The organism is Mesorhizobium sp. CA8 (assembly GCF_020164955.1).
In the GTDB taxonomy this organism is placed as follows: domain Bacteria; phylum Pseudomonadota; class Alphaproteobacteria; order Rhizobiales; family Rhizobiaceae; genus Mesorhizobium.
Window position 1 is genome coordinate 1 of the sequence record NZ_JAIUHG010000046.1, and the last position, 20,096, is coordinate 20,096.

At 61.6% G+C, this 20,096-nt stretch carries 17 protein-coding genes and 2 pseudogenes; 17 read left to right on the forward strand and 2 right to left on the reverse strand.

Going from position 1 to position 20,096, the window contains the following annotated elements; translation table 11 throughout:
• Positions 1 to 82: 82 nt before the first annotated feature.
• Entirely contained in the window at positions 83 to 1,000 is a 918-nt protein-coding gene (gene gcvA / locus LB553_RS29830; RefSeq protein WP_224518539.1) for a transcriptional regulator GcvA, read from the reverse strand.
• A gap of 97 nt (positions 1,001 to 1,097) precedes the next feature.
• Here gcvA and LB553_RS29835 point away from each other — a divergent pair, with 97 nt between their 5' ends.
• From LB553_RS29835 to LB553_RS29855, 5 genes are read left to right on the forward strand one after another with little or no spacing between them, the layout of a single operon-like run.
• Positions 1,098 to 2,384, forward strand: coding sequence for an aconitase X (locus LB553_RS29835; RefSeq protein WP_224518540.1), 1,287 nt, complete (start codon positions 1,098 to 1,100; stop codon positions 2,382 to 2,384).
• A gap of 3 nt (positions 2,385 to 2,387) precedes the next feature.
• On the forward strand, positions 2,388 to 2,777 hold the full coding sequence (locus LB553_RS29840; RefSeq protein ID WP_224518541.1) for an aconitase X swivel domain-containing protein: 390 nt from the start codon (positions 2,388 to 2,390) through the stop codon (positions 2,775 to 2,777).
• Positions 2,774 to 3,769 (forward strand): fumarylacetoacetate hydrolase family protein, encoded by a 996-nt coding sequence (locus tag LB553_RS29845; protein WP_224518542.1) that lies wholly within the window; start codon positions 2,774 to 2,776, stop codon positions 3,767 to 3,769. The genes LB553_RS29840 and LB553_RS29845 overlap by 4 nt, the downstream gene beginning before the upstream one ends.
• Positions 3,770 to 3,810: 41 nt before the next feature.
• A complete protein-coding gene (locus LB553_RS29850) occupies positions 3,811 to 5,391 on the forward strand; it encodes an ABC transporter substrate-binding protein (RefSeq protein WP_224518543.1) in 1,581 nt (526 codons plus the stop codon).
• A 40-nt stretch (positions 5,392 to 5,431) separates the two neighbouring features.
• A complete protein-coding gene (locus tag LB553_RS29855) occupies positions 5,432 to 6,157 on the forward strand; it encodes a dienelactone hydrolase family protein (protein ID WP_224518544.1) in 726 nt (241 codons plus the stop codon).
• A gap of 95 nt (positions 6,158 to 6,252) precedes the next feature.
• Here LB553_RS29855 and LB553_RS29860 read toward each other — a convergent pair.
• A pseudogene (locus tag LB553_RS29860) lies at positions 6,253 to 7,403 on the reverse strand (aldehyde dehydrogenase family protein); the annotation flags it as partial.
• A gap of 795 nt (positions 7,404 to 8,198) precedes the next feature.
• Here LB553_RS29860 and LB553_RS29865 point away from each other — a divergent pair.
• The 12 genes and pseudogenes from LB553_RS29865 to LB553_RS29920 all read left to right on the forward strand — a co-directional run.
• A pseudogene (locus tag LB553_RS29865) lies at positions 8,199 to 9,089 on the forward strand (aldehyde dehydrogenase family protein); the annotation flags it as partial.
• A 491-nt stretch (positions 9,090 to 9,580) separates the two neighbouring features.
• Positions 9,581 to 10,546, forward strand: a complete 966-nt coding sequence (locus tag LB553_RS29870; protein WP_224518545.1) for an NUDIX hydrolase — start codon at positions 9,581 to 9,583, stop codon at positions 10,544 to 10,546.
• 64 nt (positions 10,547 to 10,610) lie between these two features.
• Positions 10,611 to 11,585: a quinolinate synthase NadA gene (nadA, locus tag LB553_RS29875; protein WP_224518546.1), complete on the forward strand. Its 975-nt coding sequence runs from the start codon at positions 10,611 to 10,613 to the stop codon at positions 11,583 to 11,585.
• On the forward strand, positions 11,582 to 13,123 hold the full coding sequence (locus LB553_RS29880; protein ID WP_224518547.1) for an L-aspartate oxidase: 1,542 nt from the start codon (positions 11,582 to 11,584) through the stop codon (positions 13,121 to 13,123). The genes nadA and LB553_RS29880 overlap by 4 nt, the downstream gene beginning before the upstream one ends.
• Positions 13,124 to 13,125: 2 nt before the next feature.
• Positions 13,126 to 14,007 carry a carboxylating nicotinate-nucleotide diphosphorylase gene (gene nadC / locus LB553_RS29885; protein WP_224518548.1) on the forward strand — a complete coding sequence of 294 codons (882 nt, stop codon included), beginning with the start codon at positions 13,126 to 13,128 and terminating at the stop codon, positions 14,005 to 14,007.
• A 10-nt stretch (positions 14,008 to 14,017) separates the two neighbouring features.
• Positions 14,018 to 14,419: a hypothetical protein gene (locus LB553_RS29890; protein ID WP_224518549.1), complete on the forward strand. Its 402-nt coding sequence runs from the start codon at positions 14,018 to 14,020 to the stop codon at positions 14,417 to 14,419.
• The gene (gene panD, locus LB553_RS29895; RefSeq protein WP_224518550.1) at positions 14,412 to 14,861 is read left to right on the forward strand and encodes an aspartate 1-decarboxylase; all 450 of its coding nucleotides are present in this window, start codon (positions 14,412 to 14,414) and stop codon (positions 14,859 to 14,861) included. The genes LB553_RS29890 and panD overlap by 8 nt, the downstream gene beginning before the upstream one ends.
• A gap of 62 nt (positions 14,862 to 14,923) precedes the next feature.
• Complete coding sequence (bioB, locus tag LB553_RS29900) at positions 14,924 to 15,916, forward strand: biotin synthase BioB (RefSeq protein ID WP_224518551.1); 993 nt, start codon at positions 14,924 to 14,926, stop codon at positions 15,914 to 15,916.
• On the forward strand, positions 15,913 to 17,055 hold the full coding sequence (locus LB553_RS29905; RefSeq protein WP_224518552.1) for an 8-amino-7-oxononanoate synthase: 1,143 nt from the start codon (positions 15,913 to 15,915) through the stop codon (positions 17,053 to 17,055). The genes bioB and LB553_RS29905 overlap by 4 nt, the downstream gene beginning before the upstream one ends.
• Positions 17,052 to 17,690 (forward strand): dethiobiotin synthase, encoded by a 639-nt coding sequence (gene bioD, locus LB553_RS29910; RefSeq protein WP_224518553.1) that lies wholly within the window; start codon positions 17,052 to 17,054, stop codon positions 17,688 to 17,690. Before LB553_RS29905 ends, bioD begins: the two co-directional genes overlap by 4 nt.
• Entirely contained in the window at positions 17,687 to 18,952 is a 1,266-nt protein-coding gene (locus LB553_RS29915; RefSeq protein WP_224518554.1) for an adenosylmethionine--8-amino-7-oxononanoate transaminase, read from the forward strand. Before bioD ends, LB553_RS29915 begins: the two co-directional genes overlap by 4 nt.
• Positions 18,949 to 19,932, forward strand: coding sequence for a beta-ketoacyl-ACP synthase III (locus tag LB553_RS29920; RefSeq protein WP_224518555.1), 984 nt, complete (start codon positions 18,949 to 18,951; stop codon positions 19,930 to 19,932). The genes LB553_RS29915 and LB553_RS29920 overlap by 4 nt, the downstream gene beginning before the upstream one ends.
• The last annotated feature ends 164 nt before the right edge of the window (positions 19,933 to 20,096 follow it).

The window sequence follows — 20,096 nt, forward strand, 5'->3', positions numbered from 1 at the left end:
CATCCGAGCAACCCTCGTCTTTTAATCGCACGAAAGGGCGGGCCACCGATCTCCGCCTCGGAACATGACGTCTAGCGCAGCATCAGCGGGCACCCTTTGCAGCTCTGACTTCATCCAGCAGCCACGTCCGGAACGACCGGACGACCGGTCGATCGAGGATCGTCGGTGGCGTCAGCAATCGATAAGCGAACCTCGAGGAGAGGCTCAGCGAATGCGGATACAGGTGGACCAGGCGGCCAGCCTTGATGTCGTCCCCAACAAGGGTTGAGTTTCCCAGAACGATCCCCTGGCCCTGAATAGCAGCCTCAAGCGCGAGATAGGTTTGCGAAACGTGCAGCCCGCGCTTGACATCCACATCATGTACACCCGCGGCAAGCAACCAGGAGTGCCAGTCCGGCCAAGCATCGTTTTTGCCACGCCAGTCGACATGGATAAGATGCTGCGTCTTCAAGCTCTGCGGGTCGGAAAGCTCGGGGTTGGCATCCAGCACGCTCGGCGCGCAAACGGGCGATATCCATTCGTCAAAGAGTTGTTCGGCATGCAGTCCGTCAGGCGGAACTGCGCCGAATCTGACGGACAAGTGAGGGCCTTTTTCACTTAGCGGAACGTTCTGATCAGATACGTCCAGCCTTAGTTCTATCTCCGGATGCTGGAGACAGAACGCGCCTAAACGGGGGACCAGCCATTTTGTGGCAAAGGAGGGCGAAGTGGTGAGGCTCAAGGTTCGGCGCTTCGCCTCGCCAATCCAGTTTGTAGCACGCCGCAGCAGCATGAAGGCGTCCTGAGCGCTGACAAGAAGCAACTCTCCGTTCTCGGTAAGCTTCAGCGATCGGGCATTGCGTTCAAAAAGCGTCGAGCCGATCTCCTTTTCAAGTTGGCGGATCTGGTTGCTCACGGCAGCGGGCGTAACATTCAACTCCGCCGCCGCCCTGGAGAAATTCAAATGGCGAGCCGCGCATTCGAACACATAGAGCGTTGTTAGCCCGGGCAGTCTCTTCATGTGCGGTCGACAAATTTCCGTTTAAGTCCCTTCAATAAGATATCGTTTGTGGTTTGCAAAGAACCGCCCCAGCCTGAAGCAACAGCAGGCGAGCGCCATGGTAGCTTTGACGGATCACGATCTCAGGACGCTGGACGGCCAAAACGGCGATGGCGCCGCCCTGGCCATGAAGCTTGTCGTCGGAATGGCTGAGTCTCTCGATGCGCCGAACCTGATCGATGTCTCTTCAGCGCACATAACTGGCTGCTTCTACAATGGTCAGCCCAGCCTCGATTTCGCCGAAAAGCTTGCCGCGGCCGAAGCGCGAGTCAGCGTGACCACCACGTTGAACTCTACCGCTCCTCCGGCGTGCCTGTTCAACAATGGGTGCCCGGACCTGCTGAGTCGGCGTTATTCTTCATTCTCTGCCGAATGCGCAGACGGGGCTCGGCTGATGCACCTTTACACGGCCTTGGGCTGTCGACCGACGTTCACTTGCGCTCCCTACGATTTGCCGTCGGTGCCCAAACGGGGTGACCAGATTGCCTGGGCGGAATCGAACGCCGTGATGTATGCAAACTCGGTGCTTGGCGCCAGAACCAACAAGTACGGCGAGTTCATCGACATCAGTGCAGCGATAACGGGTCGCGTCCCGAATTTCGGCCTGCATCGGGATGAAAACAGACACGGCAGCTTGCTGGTGGAGGTTCTCGGCGCGCCCGAAGATCGCTTCGAGTTGCAGGTCTGGTGCAATCTTCTGGGCCTTGCCGTTGGCTGCGCCGCTAAGGATCGGATCCCGGTCTTGCTAGGCATGCCCAAGGCGACGAACAGCAACAGCCTACGACACTTCGGTGCAGCGGCGTCGGTGGTCAGCGGCCTTGCCATGTTTCATGCGGTGGGCCTGACACCGGAAGCCGCGAGCTGCGAGGAGGCGTTCGGCGGAGCAGAGCCTGAGGAACGCGTCTCGATTGACGCCAAGCAGATCGCAATTCTCCGCAACCAGTTGCTGGGGGACCGGTCAGCCCAACTGACAGCAGTCTGCCTCGGCACTCCGCATATGAGCCTCGCCGAGTTTCGGGAGGTGATAGACCTGCTCGATGGTCGCAAGGTCTCAGGGAACGTCCGACTGATAATCACCACCAACAGGCACACGCTACGCAAGCTCCGTGACGAAAAGCTTGAAAACCTCATCACGCAAGCCGGCGCGGAAATCATCGTCGATACCTGTTCCTATATCCCCGGAATGCTCGACGAAGCGCCGGGGTTGCTGATGTCCAATTCCTCGAAATGGGCATTTCGCGCGCCCAACACGTTGAAGGTCAACGCATGCCTTGGCACCACCAGGGAATGCATCGAATCGGCAGTTCGTGGCCGCGTATCCTTGGACCGGCATGCGTGGAACTGACCCATGACCGCAGACACTCTCCCCGTCGTAGTCCTCGAAAAGCCGATCAACCTCTGGGGCGGCCTGGATCCTCAGGACGGCACCATCACGGATGGAGCTCACCCGCAGCGGGGGCAGTCCATAGCTGGAAAAGTCATGATCTTGCCAGGCACCCACGGCTCTTCGAGTGGTGCATCGATCCTGATCGATGCGGTCAGGCGCGGGTTTGGCCCTGCCGCCATCGTGGTGCGGCGCCCGGACCCGCAAATTGCGATCGCCTCCCTGCTCGCCGGAGAACTCTACGGGATACCCCTGCCCGTCAAGGTCGCCACCGCGGAAGATTATTCCCGGCTTGAAAAGCAACACTCAATCAACCTTGCAAACCTCTTTCGCCAACGGGACGAGAATTCATGAAGCTTGTCACGTATGCCATCTCCACCCCACTTGGCCGAGCTGAACGACTTGGCGCAGTTCAGGGCGACGCCGTCGTTGATCTTCAACTGGCGTATCGCGGCTGGCTTCTAGAGAACGATGCGGTCGACATGGTTGGCATTGACCGTATGGCGGCGGCCTTGGTGCCGACTGATATGACCGCCTTCCTCGAAGGTGGGTCCGTAAGCATGAAAGCCGCACGGCAGGCTCTTGAATGGGCTGCTCGCGCCCCGGGCGATACCTTGCAGGACGGAGCAAGGGTTGTCTGGCCGACGCCGCAGGTGCAACTGCTTGCTCCAGTGCCGCGACCTCGAACGGTCCGAGACTGCATGGCTTTCGAACAGCATGTCACGAACGGTTACAAAGCGATCGGGCGAACGGTCCCCGAGGAATGGTACCAAATACCTGCCTACTATAAGGTGGCGCCGACATCGATATCCGGCCCCGATGGCGTCGTTCTTTGCCCGTCGCAAAGCAGCTGGCTCGACTTCGAGCTGGAATATGCCGCAGTCATTGGCCGCCGCGGAAGTTCCATCAAGGCTGCCGACGCAATGAGCCACATCGCTGGCTTCGTCATCTACAATGACTTCAGCGCTCGTGACCTTCAGAAGGTCGAGATGGCAGTGGGCCTTGGGCCTGCCAAGGGCAAGGACTTCAACACCGGAACCGTAATAGGTCCTGCCCTGGTCACGCTGGATGAGATCGGTGATCCATACTGTTTGACCATGTCGGCGCGCTTGAACGGAACCGAGCTCGCAAGGGGAAAAACCGGCGACGCGCACTGGCGTTGGGACACAATCATCGAGTTCATCTCAAGGGATGAAACCCTGCTTCCAGGAGACATCATTGGCTCAGGGACGCTTGGCGGGGGCTGCCTGCTCGAGCAGGGTCTGCCGCCTCTCAAGGCGGGGGATGTGGTCGAGCTTGAAGTGGAAAAAATCGGGATACTTAAAACGACTGTGTCGGTCGGCTAGTCGACTACTCGACTGCGCGCCCGGCAATCTGGGAGGAAAGCATGATCACGCATACGAAGTTCTCGCGCGATAGCATGGGAAGTCGGCGCGACTTCATCAAGGCTGCCGGCGCCCTCGGCCTGGCGGCCGCAACGTCAAACTTGATCGGATCAAAGGCCCGGGCGGCGGAACCGAAAAGAGGCGGCAAGTTTCGCCAGGCTCTTAAAGGCGGGGCAACTTCCGACTCGCTTTGGCCGGGGCAGTTGACCGATAGCCACCCCTGGAACGTCAGCACCCAGATAAGAAGCACGCTTACCGAAGTTTCTCCGACAGGCGAATTGATCGGCGAGCTTGCTGAAAGTTTCGAGCCGGCAGCGGGGGGCGCGCAGTGGTTATTCAAACTCAGGAAGGGCGTCGAATTTCACAACGGCAAGTCGCTGACGCCCGAGGACGTCATCTACAGCTTGAACCAACATCGAGGCCCCGGCACGAAGTCGCAAGCCGTGGGCATCATGTCATCGGTGACCGATATCAAGGCCGATGGCGGAGACACCGTGCGCATCAGCCTCAAGGGACCGAACGTCGATTTCCCTTACGTGCTGGCCTTCTTCAAATTGGCCGTGGGGCCAGAAGGGACAACGGGCGCCGCTTGGGACAAAGGCATCGGAACTGGGCCTTACATACTCACTTCCTGGCAGGCTGGCGTCAGGGCGACGACCAAGCGTAACCCAAACTACTTCAAGCCGGGCAAGCCCTATTTCGACGAGGTCGAGACCCTCAACGTACCGGATGATGCGGCAAGGTTTTCAGCGCTCCAGTCGGGACGGGTGGATGCGATCGAATCACCAGACTTCAGGGTCCTTGCGGCGGCGTCCAAGCTCTCCACGCTGAAGATCATCGAAGTGTCGGGGAACACCCACTACACGTTCCCAATGCTCACGAATGTCAGTCCGTTCGATAACGCGGACCTTCGGCAGGCGCTCAAGTTCGGCGTCAATCGCGATGAGATGGTCAAGAAGATCCTGCGTGGACACGGTTACGTCGGCAACGACCATCCCATCGGAAGAAACCAGCCCTTCTTTGCGAAGGAACTCGCTCAAACCGTCTACGACCCCGATAAGGCGAAGTTCCATATGAAGAAGGCAGGTTTAGGCGATATTTCGCTTGATCTCCATGCTGCCGATGCGGCCTTTGCTGGGGCTATTGATGCAGCTCAGCTTTATCAGATCCATGCCGAGAAAGCGGGCATAAAGATCAAAGTCGTGCGAGAACCCAACGATGGCTATTGGGGGTCCGTGTGGCGCCACAAGCCGTGGAGCGCCTGCTTCTGGACCGGCCGGACGACAGCAGACTGGATCCTGTCCGAGGTCTACGCGAGCGATGCAAGCGCCAACGATACGAATTGGAAGAACGTGCGGTTTGACCAGCTTCTCGCTGCGGCACGAAGTGAACTCGACAACAACAAGCGCGCGGGCTTGTATGCGGACTTGCAAGAAATACTGCGGGATGACGGCGGAACCGTCATCCCGATGTTCGCGAACGTGATCTGCGCGGTCGACTCAAGAATCCAGACCGGCGCGGTGGTGGGCAGCGACTTTCCAATGGATGGCGAGAAGAACCACGAACGGTGGTGGTTCGCATAACCGGCGAACATCATATCCAAACTACCACAGCGCGGACTTCATGATCAACGTTTCGCTTCTGCAATGCCCTTTTGAAATTGTTCTGGCTGCCCCCGACACCACCAATCCGAGGCCGCTGGTAGTGGTCTTTCCCGATATTTGGGGAGTGCGAAAATCCATGGTGACGATTGCCAGGACTATCGCCGAACTTGGTGTGACAGTGGTAGTGCCCAACTTCTATGAGGCTTTCGGATATAGGATCGGGACGACCGATGATTTGCCGGATATGGTCGCCAAGGAATCTGAAAATCGCCTTCTGGGGCTAGGTGACAAGCTGTCGGACGAAGATGTCGTTTCCTCCACGGGTGCGATGCTGCGTTGCTTAAAGAAGGACTTCGCACCTAGGGCGACGTCCTTCGTCGCCGTCGGTTTCTGTATGGGAGCGAGGCACGTTCTTCGTGTGGCAGAACGCTACGCGGACGACTTTCGCGTGATGGCTTGTCTTCATGGTACAGACATGTTGCCGCAGGCACCCAAGGCCCGTGCCTCGATGAAGAAGAGCATTCGAGGTGACCTCTATTTCGGGTTTGGGTCTGGCGATCCCTACACGCCGCCTGAAAAGATCAAAAGAGTCCGGGCCGCGTTCGATCGGGACAAGGTCGATTTGGCGATCGAAATCCATCCCGGAGCAAACCATGGCTATGCGGTTCCGGATCGCCCTCATTATGATCGTAAGGCCGCGGAACGAGATTTCGCTCACATCGCCAAAATGATCTCACTTGCCTAGCCGTCGCGGCGTCTTGGTATGAAATGCGCCAATCAGAGCACGCCAGGGTCCTGCACAATCTGGAGGTGGTTTGGAAGCTACGATCCGAGATTGATTCACGCCGTCTTGAGGTTCGTGTATTTCTCGATGGCGTGAAGCGACTTGTCGCGACCGAAGCCGGACTGCTTGAATCCGCCGAGCGGCACGGTGACGTCGGCGCCGCCATAGGTGTTGACATGGACGACACCGGCATTGATGGCGCGCACCATGCGATGCGCTCTCGACAGGTTCGAGGTCCACACCGCCGACGCAAGGCCATTGGACGGTCGCATTGGCAAGCCGCACCGCCTCTTCCTCAGTGTCGAAGCGCATGACACCAAGCACCGGACCGAACACTTCCTCGCGTGCAAGCTCCATTGTCTCGGTCACGTTCTCGAAGATTGTCGGCGCCATGTAGCTGCCGCCGGTCTCGGTGAGGATGCGCTCGCCGCCGGTGAGGAGGCGGGCGCCCTCCGCCGAGGCCTTGGCGACAAAGCCGAGATTCTTGGTCAGCTGTTCGGCGCTCGACACCGCGCCGACATCGCTCGGCAGATCGAGAGGATCGCCGACCTTCAGCTTTGTGGTCGCCTTGAGCAGTTCGTCCAGGAAGCGGTCATAGACCGAGGCCTGGACCAGCAGGCGCGAGCCGGCGACGCAGACCTGTCCGGAATTGCGGAAGATGCCGTTGGCCGACACTACCGCCGCCTAATGCAAATCCGGCGCATCGGCAAAGACGATGTTGGGCGACTTGCCGCCAAGCTCGAGGAAGACGCGCTTGAGATTGGAGCGGGCGGAATATTCGAGCAGGCGGCGACCAACCGGACCGGAGCCGGTGAAGGCGATGGCGTCAACATCCATGTCCAGGCCGAGAGCCTCGCCGGCTCCCTTGCCGCGACCGTGACGACATTGAAGACGCCCTCCGGCAGACCAGCTTCGGAAGCAAGCTCGGCCAGCCGCAGCAAAGTCAGCGACGCTATTTCCGGCGGCTTGACGACGATGGAATTGCCAGCGGCTAAGGCCGGCGCGATCTTCCAGGCGCCGATCATCAGCGGGAAGTTCCACGGCACGATGATACCGACGACGCCGAGCGGCTCCTTCTGGATTAAGCCCAGCACATTGTCGGCCGTCGGCGCGATCTCGCCATAGACCTGTCGATGGCCTCGGCATAGTAGCGAATGGTGCCGGCGGCAGATAGCGGCTCGGCCTTGTAGGCCATGCCGATTTCAGTGCGCCTGCGGCTACGCTCCGGCGCGATTCAGGCGCGGTCGGGCCTGCCTGCCGGCGATTTATCTGAACGGAAGGGACATGGTTTCGGGCGAGCGCTTCGCGCACGGCGATTGCTGCTGCCGTCGCGCCTAAACGTTTGCCAATCCCAGGCCAAAACAACACAGTCTTTGATCTGTGCGTCGTTCTTCGCGAGAGCCGGTACGATGCGTCGGCCGTCACGTGAGCAGCGAGGCGGCAAGCGGTAGAGGAAGTTTATTTTTGACGCTGAGGGGAAGGAACGGCCATCCGTCGCCGTTCAAGGCCGCGACGGCGGGCCAGTAGCTGACTGAGCGATGAATTTTAGCGACGGTTAAAATTCGAGGCTTTCGAATCTGCGGGCGTTAGTTTTCGGATGCTACGCATTCTGCATGGATGGTGAGCATTGAATATGCGCGGCCCAGGTTGGATTAGAGATATACGGCAGGCTGAGGCTCAGCAAATTCGAGATCGAATAGTGTGGCTTGAATGCGAACTTATAATGCGGCCGCGTCCAAAGGCAAATCCAAGCTGCAAAACGTTGGTCACGAGCTTCGTTCGCAGAAGGCTCGACTAGCACGCCTCGAACAATGCATAGCGTGGATGCCGAAGCGGCTCTAATGTCGCGCCCACATGCGACGGGGTAGATCCGGCGATCGCCGTTGTGGCAGGAGCCTCGCCCCTGGGTCCGATCATTCATACGCCTCATCTCGCTCAACAGGGCCAACGCCCATTGAGGCTCACTCTACGAAAACGCCCCATGGCACCGATGCGATGCCGACAAACACCGCACGTGGCGGGCGCAATGTTCGCCCTCGCCCACGAGGCTGGCTTCCCCGAAGGCGTCGTCAATCTGGTCTACGCTTCAGAAGGCGACGCGGTCGGCCGTGAACTCTGCGCCAAAGTGAAGGTCCGCAAGATTAGCTTCACCGGGTCGACCGAGGTCGGGCGGCTCGCTCCGATCAGATCAAGAAGGTCAGCCTGGAGCTAGGAGGAAATGCACCGTTCATCGTCTTTGACGATGCCGATGTCGACGCTGCGGTCGAGGGTGCGATCCAGGCGAAGTTCCGCAATGCCGGCCAGACCTGTGTTTCCGCAAATCGCCTTTATGTCCAATCGGGCGTTCACGATCAATTTGTCGAAAAATTCGTGAAACGGGTTCGCCAACTTCATGTTGGTGACGGTTTCGATCCCGACGTTGCCATCGGGCCGTTGATTGACAGATATGCCCTGGCCAAGATCGAATCCATATCGCCGACGCCGTTGCAAAGGGTGGTGCAATTCGCTGCGGTGGCACACGCATTGGCAAGGATGGCACACTCTTCCAACCCACGGTCCTCACCCAAGTCTCCAGAGAGATGACGATTGCGCAGGACGAGACATTCGGGCCGTTGGCTCCGATTATTTGCTTCGATGATCCGGATCAGGTCGTGCACGAGGCAAATGACACGATCTACGGCCTAGCCGCCTATTTCATGCCTCGAACCTGAAGCGTGTCTGGCGTGTGGCCGAGGCCCTGGAATATGGCATGGTTGGCATCAACACCGGCCGCATGTCCTCCGAAGCCGCGCCCTTCGGCGGCATAAAGCAATCCGGCATAGGGCGCGAGGGTTCCCGCCACGGGCTCGAGGACTACCTGGAAATGAAATATCTCTGCATGGGCGGCATCTGAAGCGAACTGATCCAGAGCACGATTTTGTTCGCGCTTTCCTCGCTCGCCACCGCTGCCCTGGGGCGTGACCTGATGCCGCGCTTTTCCCCATCACACCCCTATCTCACCGAATTGGCGCAGCTTGTGGCAGAGAGCAGCTACTAACGATGGCGGCTCGCTGAATCGTCATCAGTTCGGCGGTCGCTGTTTTGGTTGATAATGGCCGCGTACGATTTCACACTGCCCATGTTCCGTCCCCAGGTTCGACGGTTGGGCGTTGAAGAACCATCTCGACGCTTTGCTGACGGGCGAGGCGATCGGCCTTTGTGTCAGCGGCTCCATCGATAGTTGCTTCCTTCCTCCGCGTTACCCGTGGCGGGTGTCGCGTTTGGCATCGTTTTATGCAAATGCGACGACCAAAGCGGCCGCAAGGGAACGCGGTTGACGCGCGGCCCCGCATCGGTCAATTTTGTTTAAATCGGTTTAGGCAGAGCTTCACCCCGTTCGAGACCATGCACGACCAGGCAACAGGACTTAGAAAATCGATTACGTCCCGCAAGAGACGCGCGATCAACGTGGATCTGATCGCCGTGGTCGCTGCCGTCAGCGACCGCGAGCCTTGCGTTCTTACCGTCGGGCAGCGGGGTTCCCTTCCTTCCGGCCCCTTCGAGTTCAGTCACCGATCGCTGCAGTCGGGCTTAAGGGACTGGGTCGAACAGCAGACTGGTCATCCGCTGGGCTATATCGAGCAACTCTACACCTTTGCCGATCGTGACCGGATCGGCGCAAAGAGCGAGCAGCGCAACATCTCTATCAGCTACCTGGCGCTGACCCGGCAGGAAGCTATTGCCGCGCCGCGCAAGTCGCACTGGGGTAGCTGGTACGAGTATTTTCCGTGGGAGGATCACCGCTCCGGCGCGCCGGAAGCCCTTGGCTTGTTGCGGCCGCGCCTGCTTGCCTGGGCGAAGAGCGCCGAGAACGCCGCGGCACGGCGCGAGCGCCGCCAGCGCGCCGCGATCGCCTTTGCCTTTGATGACCGTCCCTGGAACGAGGAGCTCGCGCTCCAGCGCTACGAACTGCTCTATGAAGCCGCGCTCGTCGAAGAGGCTGGGGGAGATCGGAAGTCCGTCCCTGCCGCTTCCGTTTCGGGCAGAGCCATGGTTGCCGACCATCGCCGGATCCTGGCGACGGGCATTGCGCGTCTGCGCTCCAAGATCAAATACCGGCCGGTTGTGTTCGAACTCATGCGCCCGACCTTCACGCTGCTCCAGCTGCAGCGGGCCGTGGAAGCCTTGGCTGGGAGGCTCATCAACAAGCCGAACTTCCGCAGGCTGGTCGAGCAGCAAGAGCTAGTTGAGGAGACCGGCGATACGTCTCTCGATACGGGCGGCCGGCCAGCAAAGCTTTATCGCTTCCGCCATGCCGTTCTCGATGAACGGGCCGTTGTTGGGACAAAATTGCCGCTGACGCGGTCTTGACACCCTTATAGTCAACGTAGATATATCCGGCTTATCGTCACTCGGAATATAAGCGGAGGCGCGGATGATCGGCGCGTTACCTACGACCGCGTCCCTCTATGAGCGGGTCCGGCGGGTGATTCCGCCGATCGAATGGCCTGCCTTTGCCGACGACATCGAAGCCATTCTCGCGCTGAAGCGAAAGCGCAATGCCGTCATCCTGGCGCATAACTACCAGACGCCCGAGATATTCCATTGCGTGGCCGACATAGTCGGCGACAGCCTGGCGCTCGCCCGCAAGGCAATGACGGTCGACGCGGACGTCATCGTGCTGGCCGGCGTGCATTTCATGGCCGAAACGGCCAAGCTCCTCAATCCGGGCAAGACTGTGCTCATCCCGGATCCCGGCGCCGGCTGCTCGCTGGCCGACTCCATCACCGCGTCCGACGTGCGCTTGATGCGGCAACGCTATCCCGGCGTGCCGGTCGTGACCTACGTCAACACCGCCGCCGCAGTGAAAGCAGAATCTGACATCTGCTGCACCTCGGGCAACGCGCTGGCGATCGTGGAATCCCTCGGCGCGCCACGAGTGATCATGCTGCCGGACGAGTATCTGGCGCAGAACATCGCCGCCCAGACCGACGTCCAGATTATCGCCTGGAAGGGGCATTGCGAAGTCCATGAGCGCTTCAGCCCCGCCGACATAAGCGAGCTGCGCCAGGGGCACCCCGGCATCACCGTGCTTGCCCATCCCGAGTGCCCGCCGGAGGTTGTCGCGGCAGCGGATTTCGCGGGCTCGACCGCGGCGATGTCCGACTATGTCGGACGGCACAAGCCGGCGCGTGTGGTACTGATGACGGAATGTTCGATGAGCGACAACGTCGCCGTCGAGCATCCCGACGTCGATTTCGTGCGCCCCTGCAATCTCTGCCCGCACATGAAGCGCATCACGCTCGCCAACATTCGCGCCGCACTCGAGGAGAACCGTCACGTCGTCACGATCGATCCAGCTGTTGCCGAGCGAGCTCGTTGGGCAGTCGAGCGCATGCTTTTCGTATGACGCCAGACATCCAGGACATCGATGGGGCTCCGGTCATCATAGGCGCAGGCATCGCCGGCCTGATGACGGCGCTTCATCTGGCGCCGCAGCCAGTCGTTCTTTTGTCCAGGTCGCCGCTCGGGACGGACGCCTCAAGCACACTTGCCCAAGGCGGGCTTGCAGCGAGTCTGGGGGAGGACGACAGCCCTGAACTGCATCTGGCGGATACGCTTGCCGCCGGCGATGGGCTTTGCAATGAAGCGATAGCCAAGCGCGTCGTTGAGGCTGTGCCTCAAGCCATCTACAACCTCATTCGTCTCGGTGTCCCGTTCGACCGGTCGTTCAACAGCAAGCTGCGGCTCGGCCTGGAGGCGGCGCATTCGCGCCGCCGCATCGTGCATGCCGCCGGCGATGCCACCGGCCGGGAGCTGTTTCGTGTGCTGCTCGCCGTCGCGCGCCGGACACGCTCGATCAGGATCATGGAAGGCATCACAGCCCTTCGCCTCGTTGTCGCCGAAGGTGGCACTGTGGGCTTGCTGGCCGTCCAGCATTCAGGCGTGGTCGCATTCCCGACCCGTCGTGTGGTCCTTGCAACCGGCGGGATTGGCGGACTCTTTAGCGATACGACGAATCCGCTTTCCTCTTATGGCCATGGCCTTGCGCTTGCCGCCTGCGCCGGCGCGGAGCTCGCCGATCTGGAATTCGTGCAATTCCATCCGACGGCCCTCGATAACCCGCGTCGACCGATGCCGCTCTTAAGCGAAGCGGTGCGTGGTGAAGGTGCTGTGCTGGTGGACGATCAGGGCCATCGTTTCCTTGCCGATACGCCAGGTGCCGAACTTGCTTCGCGCGATGTTGTTGCGCGGGCGATCTCGTACGAACTCGCCGCCGGCCGCCGCGTCTATCTCGACGCCCGGCGCTGCCTCGGCCCGAAATTCGTCAAGCGCTTCCCGGCGATCGACGCAGCTTGCAAGCAGGCCGGTATCGATCCGGCCGTGGAGCCGATCCCGGTGCGTCCTGCGGCCCACTATCACATGGGCGGAGTGGCCGTCGACGTCGAGGGGCGTAGTTCCGTTGGCGGGCTCTGGGCCTGTGGCGAGGTCGCGTGCACCGGGCTGCACGGCGCCAACCGGCTGGCCAGCAACTCTCTGACCGAAGCCGTTGCGACCGCCGCCTGGGTGGCGGCAAGTGTCGCCGGCACATACTCCGGCTGGCAGTGGCCAAGGCTTCCCGAAACCGTTCCGGTGCGTCCGGACCCTTCTTCCATTCGCCAACTCGTCTCCAATGCGCTGGGTATTATCCGCCACGGAACCGCTCTGCGCGCAGCAGTTGCGACACTGTTGCCGATCGCCGTTGGCGAGACGGCGGCGGCCGACCCGGCCCTTGTGGCACTGCTGATCGCGACCGCCGCCCTTCGGCGCCAGGAGAGCCGTGGATCGCATTTTCGATCCGATTTCCCAACGCGCGAGGCTAGCGCCCTCCCCTCTCGGCTGACGCTCTGCAGCGCCTTCGAGACTGCCGTCGCGCTCAACTGGCAAGCAGCCGAACGGAGCCGTTAAATATGACTTCACTTTCACCGCTTCCCCAGATCATCATGGAACCGATTGTGCGCAGTGCCCTTCTGGAAGATCTGGGCAGAGCCGGCGACATCACCAGCGACTCAATCATCCCGGCCGATCGAAAAGCCACATTTGCGCTGAATGCCAGGCACGCCGGCGTTGTTGCCGGGCTCGATCTGGTCATGTTTGCCTTCCTGCTGGTCGATCCCGGAATCAACATGCAGTTGCGGTGTCCCGAGGGCGGCAAAGTGTCGGCCGGAGAAACCATTGCGATTGTGAACGGGCCGGCGCGCAGCCTGCTAACGGCCGAGCGGACGGCGCTCAATTTCCTGTGCAAGCTAAGCGGCATTGCAACGGCTACAGCGGCGCTCGTAAACGCGGTGCGCGGCCATAATGCAAAGATCGTATGCACGCGAAAGACGACACCCGGCCTGCGTGCCTTGGAAAAATATGCGGTGCGCGCAGGCGGCGGCGCCAATCACCGCTTCGCGCTCGACGACGCCGTGCTCATCAAGGACAACCACATCGCCGTTGCCGGCGACATCCGCACCGCAATCGAGCGCGCGCGCGGCGCGGTTGGCCATATGGTGAAGATCGAGGTCGAAGTCGACACGCTGAACCAGCTCGAGATGGCGCTCAAGGCTGGAGTCGACGCGGTGCTCTTCGACAACATGTCCCTCCAGGACCTCGCCCAGGCCGTGGCGATGGTCGGCGGCCGGACTATCACCGAGGCGTCGGGTCGGGTGACACCGAAAACGGCTCCGGCAATTGCGGCGACCGGCGTCGACCTTATCTCGGTCGGCTGGCTCACCCACAGCGCTCCCATCCTCGACATCGGCCTCGATATGCCCGCCGACCGGAATTGCAGCAGGCATCTGAACTGAGGGAGAGGACATGAACCGGAATCGCAGGAACTCCTTTGGCCGCAAACTAACTTGCGCCAGCACGTCGTCAGTTCCGTCGACCGCCGACGCAAGCCTGCTAGCTGCACGACCAAACAGTTCGACTGGCGAGGACGGCGCAACAGGCCAGGAGCAAACAAAAGACCGCATGGAAGCACTTGGCTTTATCGTCTGCCGGCTCGACGAACTGCGCCAGATGGCTGCCTCTCACGGACTGGAAACCCTCGGTTGCCTACTGGACGCCGCCTTCACCCAATCCTGTGACGAGATCAGAAGGGAGCGTTCATACGCTCAGAGCGAAGAAACCCACGCGATAGGCGGCGAGGACGACCGAGCACGCGACACACAGGTGGCACAGGATTGCAAGCCGTTCTGGAGGAAGAGAAATGCGTAAAATCGTTTCCGGCAAGCTGCACGGCATCCATGTCACCGAGGCTAACCTCGACTACCATGGCTCGATCACGCTCGATCCCGACCATTGCGAGGAGGCGGGCGTCCTGCCGATGGAATTCGTCGAGATCTGGAACAAACACTCCGGCGCCCGGATCTCGACCTATGTCATACTCGGCGAGCGCGGATCGCGCTGTTGCATCCTTAATGGCGCCGCGGCCCGCACCTGCCAGCCGGGCGATCAGGTCATCATCTGCAACTCGGTCTACGTGCACGAGAGGGAGTTGACCGCGCTCAAGCCGCGCGTACTGACTTTCGACAAGAACAATCGCGTCGTCGACCGCCTGACCTACTCCGTCGAGCGCGATGCAGCCGGATGCTACAGCTTTTCGATACTCGACGTCGCTAACAAGCCGCTCCCAATACCCGCGCTTGTTGCCAAATAGAATTGGCCCCGGCGGGCACTCCAATTGGTGGCCGCCAGTGGAACCCTCGAAGCGGAGGTGGAATGAACCCGCAGCCACATTTGGACAAGACCGTTGGGGCGATCAACCCAAGCTTCCCACATTGGGACCGGGATACGGCACAGGCAGTTTACGACCTGCCCTTCAACGACCTGCTCTTCCGAGCCCAGACGATCCAACGCGAGAATTTCGATCCCAACAGGGTGCAGCTGTCGCGCCTGCTTTCGATCAAGACTGGTGGCTGTCCCGAGGATTGCGGCTATTGCAGCCAGTCCTCGCATCATCAGTCAGGCCTCAAGGCCTCGAAGCTGATGGAGGTTCAGCGCGTCATCGCCGAGGCCAGGAAGGCGCGCGACGCCGGCGCCACGCGCTATTGCATGGGGGCCGCATGGCGCAGCCCCAAGGAGCGCGACATGGATGCGGTGGTCGCCATGGTCGAGGGCGTGAAGGCGCTCGGCATGGAGACCTGTATGACGCTCGGCATGCTCGACTTAGATCAGGCGCAGCGGCTCAAGCAGGCCGGCCTCGATTATTACAACCACAACATCGACACCTCCGAGCGCTACTACAGCGAGATCATCTCGACCCGGACCTTCGCCGACCGGCTCGACACGCTGGCCAACGTCCGCGACAGCGGCATCAAGGTCTGCTGCGGCGGCATCGTCGGCATGGGCGAGGAAAAGGCCGACCGCATCGACATGCTGGTGACTTTGGCCAACCTGCCGGAGCCGCCCGACAGCGTGCCGATCAATATGCTTATCCCGATCGAGGGCACGCCGCTTGGCGAGGCCGCCTCCATCGAACCGATCGAATTCGTGCGCACCATCGCGCTCGCCCGCATCATGATGCCGGCGTCGCATGTGCGGCTCTCGGCCGGCCGCACGGCGATGAGTGACGAGATGCAGGCGCTGTGCTTCTTCGCCGGCGCCAACTCGATCTTTGTCGGTGACACATTGCTGACCGCCGAGAATCCGGGCGAGGATAAGGACAGTGCGCTGTTCCGCCGGCTGGGCATCAAGCCGATGGAGCGGGAGTGAACGGGCGAGCTTTGCTCGAGCGTTACGACGCCAGCCTGCGTGGGCTGGCCCGCAAGGGCCGATTGCGGACCTTGGGCCCCCGCTCGGGTCTCGACTTCGCCTCCAACGACTATCTGGGCTTGGCGCGCTCGAAGCGAATAGCGGAGGCGGTCGCAGCGGCGCTCGCTGCTGGCACGCCCGTCGGGGCGACGGGCTCGCGGCTGCTGCGCGGCAACGATCCCGAGCACGAGGCGCTCGAAGCCAAGGCGGCCGAGTTTTTCGGAGCTGAGCGCGCGCTGTTTTTCGGCGGCGGCTACATCGCCAATTTCGCGGTGCTCACGACTTTGCCCCAGAAGGGCGATCTGGTCGTGCTGGACGAGCTCATCCATTCCAGCGCGCATGAGGGCGCGGGGGTCACCCGCGCAGAAGCCGTGGTAGTTGCGCACAATGATGCGGGCGCTGTGGACGACGCCATCGTAGCCTGGCGGGCATTGGGTGGGACCGGCCGACCCTGGATCGTGGTCGAGAGCCTCTACAGCATGGATGGTGACCGGGCTCCGATCGCTGAACTGATCGCGGTCGCGGACCGCCACGACGCATTCCTGTTTGTCGACGAGGCGCATGCCACCGGCGTCTACGGCCCGGATGGGCGCGGTTTCGCGCACGACCTCGAAGGCCGCGACAACGTCGTTGTGCTGCACACCTGCGGCAAGGCGCTTGGCGCATCCGGCGCGCTGGTTACCGCGCCGGCGGCGCTATGCGACTATCTCGTCAACCGCTGCCGCCCGTTCATCTACGCCACCGCGCCCTCGCCGCTGATGGCCGTGGCGGCGGCAACGGCGCTCGACATCGTCGCTGACGAGCCCGAGCGCCGCGAACGGCTGGCAGGGCTGGCCGCGCTTGCAGGCAAGAGAGCCGAGGAGCTTGGCTTGCCTGTGAGCGGTTCGCAGATCCTGCCGGTCGTCGTCGGCGACAATGCCCGCACCATGACTCTGGCGCAGGCTTTGCAAGCGCGCGGCTTCGATGTGCGCGGCATCCGCCCGCCGACGGTACCAGAAGGCACGGCAAGGCTCAGGATCTCGCTGACGCTGAATGTCGGCGAGGACGACGTCTCGGCGCTGTTCGATGCGCTTTCCGAGGAATGGGCGCGCAGGCAATGACGGCGCGCTTCATCGTGACCGGCACCGACACCGGAATCGGCAAAACTGTGTTTGCGGCCGGTCTTGCGGGCTTGCTCGACGGCTTCTACTGGAAGCCGGTTCAGTCGGGTCTCGACGAGGAGACCGACAGCGAAGTCGTTGCCCGGCTTTCTGGCCTACCTTCGGGGCGCGTCCTGCCGGAAGTCTACCGTCTGAAAACCCCTTTATCGCCGCATCGGTCTGCCGAAATCGACGGCGTCGCGATCGAGGCTGCGAAGCTCTCGCTATCGGAGTTGCCTGGCCCGCTCATCATCGAAGGAGCCGGCGGGCTGATGGTGCCGCTCAATCGGCAGACAAGGTTCATCGATATTTTCCGGGAATGGCAACTACCGGTCATTCTTTGCGCCCGCACCGGCCTCGGCACGATCAACCACACCCTGCTTTCGGTCGAGGCTTTGCGTGTCCGCTCCATCCCTTTGCTTGGCATCGCCTTCATCGGCGACGAGATGGCCGATACGCAAAGGACGATCGCCGAAATGGGCAACGTACGTATGCTTGGCCGCCTGCCGCGTCTCGACCCACTGACGCCTGAGGTGCTTTCCGCGGCTATGCAGGCCGCATTTAAAATCGCCGACTTCATGGAGATCCGAGCATGAGCCGCTCCGCTGTCTGGCATCCCTTCACCCAACATGCTACCGAGCCGGCGCCGCCGATGATCGCGCGCACCGAAGGCGCCTACGTCGAGACGCGGGAAGGCAAGCGCATCCTCGATGCGATCTCCTCCTGGTGGGTCATCACCCACGGCCACCGCCATCCGAAGATCGTGGAGGCGATCCGCAACGCCACCGAAACACTCGACCAGGTGATCTTCGCCGGCCTCAGCCACGAGCCGGCCGAGCGATTGGCTTCAGCGCTGGTCGAAATGACACCAGCGGGCCTCGACTGGGTCTTCTTCTCCGACAGCGGCTCGACCAGCGTCGAGGTGGCGCTGAAAATGGCGCTCGGCTTTCACCGCAACAACGGCACGCCGCGCTCGCGCATCGTCGTCATGGAGCACAGCTATCACGGCGACACCATCGGCACGATGAGCGTCGGGGCGCGCGGCGTTTTCAACGCCGCTTACGAGCCTCTGCTGTTTGAGGTCGACACCATCCCCTTCCCTGCCGCCGGCCGCGAGCAGGAAACGCTCGATGCCTTCGAACGGCTGGCGCGCGACCGAGAGGTTGCCGCATTGATTGTCGAGCCGCTGGTGCTCGGCGCCGGCGGTATGCTGATGTACCCGGCTTCAGTTCTCGCCGAACTCAAGCGCATTGCCGAGCGCTCCGAAACGCTTTTTATCGCCGACGAAGTCATGACCGGCTGGGGCCGCACCGGCACCATGTTCGCCTGCGAGCAGGCTGCGATCGCGCCCGACATATTGTGCACGTCCAAGGGGCTGACCGGCGGCTCATTGCCGCTCGCGGCGACGCTCGCCACCGACGCGATTTTTCGTGCACATTATTCCCAGGATCGGGCCAGGACGTTCTTTCATTCTAGCTCGTACACGGCGAACCCGATCGCCTGCGCGGCCGCACTGGCGAATGTCGGCATGTGGCGTAACGAACCCGTGGCGGAACACGTCGCCGTCCTGTCGCAGATACAGGCGGAAAAGGTTGCACAATTCAGCCAGGACCCGCGTTTCGAGAATGTGCGCACGACCGGCACCATCGCCGCCCTCGACCTCAGTGTCGGCAACGCCGGCTATCTCGCGGAGGTCGGCCCGAAACTGCGCGCCTTCTGCCTCGAGCGCGGATTACTGGTGAGACCCCTTGGCAACGTTATCTATGCGCTGCCGCCCTATTGCGTGACGTCGGGCGAGCTCGACCGTCTCTACGCGACAATAGACGAGGCGGCCGGGCTTGCGGGCGGCAAAAGATGAACCGCACGGCGCGCATCATAGGCCTTGGCCATCACGTGCCGGCTCGAAAGGTCGGCAATGCCGAAATCGAGGCAAGCCTGGGGCTGGAGGCCGGCTGGATCGAGGGGCGAACCGGCATTCGCTCGCGTTTCTGCGCGGAACCCGGCGACACGCTGTCCGGACTGGCAGCAAAGGCGGGCGACATAGCGCTGCGGGCCGCTGGCGTCGACCGCAACGAGATCGGCCTGCTGCTTCTGGCGACTTCGACGCCTGACCATCTGCTGCCGCCGAGCGCGCCGTTGGTGGCGCACAGGCTCGGCCTCGAAAAGGCCGGCGGGGTCGACCTGGCGGGCGCCTGCGCCGGATTCATCTATGCCATGACCTTCGCCGACGGCTTCGTGCGCCTGCACAACAAGCCGGCCGTCGTCATTGCAGCCAACATACTGAGCCGCCGGATCAACCCGGCCGAGCGGGCTAGCGCCGTGCTGTTCGCCGATGCTGCGGGCGCGGTCGTGCTCGCCCCGTCCAGCGATCCCGGCCACGGCATCCTCGGCTCCTCATTTGCCTCGGACGGTTCGGCTTACGGCCTGATCCACGTTCCGGCGGGCGGCAGCAACCGTCCCTTCGCGGAAGAGATCGACGTCGCCGAAACCCGTATGACCATCGCGAATGGCCGTGAAGTCTTCGCCAGGGCTGTCGAGATGATGAGCCGCTGTTCCACGGAAGCGTTGGCTGCGGCCAGTCTTTCGGCGTCGGAAGTCGCCCGTTTCGTGCCGCACCAGGCGAACGCCCGCATCTTCAACGCGGTCGGCAAGTCGCTCGGCATTGCCGATGAGCGGATGGTCAAAACCATCGCCGAATACGGCAATTCGTCAGCCGCAACGATTCCGTTGTCACTGTCGGTCGCGTCCCGTGCCGATCCCTTTCAGCCTGGCGAGAAATTGCTACTCACAGCGGCTGGAGCCGGCCTGACCGGCGGAGCGCTTGTGGTTGGCGTTTAACGCGCGGGCCGGAGCATGTTCCGGCGAAGCCCAGGATCGAAAAGCAGGTTGGCGGGATTTTCTCAGTATTTACAATGATGGATAAGACTAGAGTCTTTCATGTTTTGACGAAAGCGTATCCGGCGTTTTCGAAGTAGTTCTTGCATTCGGTTGCCTCGATGGTT

Excerpts from the sequence above, each read along its gene's own strand:
- gcvA (WP_224518539.1), bottom strand. The coding sequence starts at position 1,000 with ATGAAGAGACTGCCCGGGCTAACAACGCTCTATGTGTTCGAATGCGCG.
- LB553_RS29835 (WP_224518540.1), top strand. The coding sequence starts at position 1,098 with ATGGTAGCTTTGACGGATCACGATCTCAGGACGCTGGACGGCCAAAAC.
- LB553_RS29840 (WP_224518541.1), top strand. The coding sequence starts at position 2,388 with ATGACCGCAGACACTCTCCCCGTCGTAGTCCTCGAAAAGCCGATCAAC.
- LB553_RS29845 (WP_224518542.1), top strand. The coding sequence starts at position 2,774 with ATGAAGCTTGTCACGTATGCCATCTCCACCCCACTTGGCCGAGCTGAA.
- LB553_RS29850 (WP_224518543.1), top strand. The coding sequence starts at position 3,811 with ATGATCACGCATACGAAGTTCTCGCGCGATAGCATGGGAAGTCGGCGC.
- LB553_RS29855 (WP_224518544.1), top strand. The coding sequence starts at position 5,432 with ATGATCAACGTTTCGCTTCTGCAATGCCCTTTTGAAATTGTTCTGGCT.
- LB553_RS29870 (WP_224518545.1), top strand. The coding sequence starts at position 9,581 with ATGCACGACCAGGCAACAGGACTTAGAAAATCGATTACGTCCCGCAAG.
- nadA (WP_224518546.1), top strand. The coding sequence starts at position 10,611 with ATGATCGGCGCGTTACCTACGACCGCGTCCCTCTATGAGCGGGTCCGG.
- LB553_RS29880 (WP_224518547.1), top strand. The coding sequence starts at position 11,582 with ATGACGCCAGACATCCAGGACATCGATGGGGCTCCGGTCATCATAGGC.
- nadC (WP_224518548.1), top strand. The coding sequence starts at position 13,126 with ATGACTTCACTTTCACCGCTTCCCCAGATCATCATGGAACCGATTGTG.
- LB553_RS29890 (WP_224518549.1), top strand. The coding sequence starts at position 14,018 with ATGAACCGGAATCGCAGGAACTCCTTTGGCCGCAAACTAACTTGCGCC.
- panD (WP_224518550.1), top strand. The coding sequence starts at position 14,412 with ATGCGTAAAATCGTTTCCGGCAAGCTGCACGGCATCCATGTCACCGAG.
- bioB (WP_224518551.1), top strand. The coding sequence starts at position 14,924 with ATGAACCCGCAGCCACATTTGGACAAGACCGTTGGGGCGATCAACCCA.
- bioD (WP_224518553.1), top strand. The coding sequence starts at position 17,052 with ATGACGGCGCGCTTCATCGTGACCGGCACCGACACCGGAATCGGCAAA.
- LB553_RS29915 (WP_224518554.1), top strand. The coding sequence starts at position 17,687 with ATGAGCCGCTCCGCTGTCTGGCATCCCTTCACCCAACATGCTACCGAG.
- LB553_RS29920 (WP_224518555.1), top strand. The coding sequence starts at position 18,949 with ATGAACCGCACGGCGCGCATCATAGGCCTTGGCCATCACGTGCCGGCT.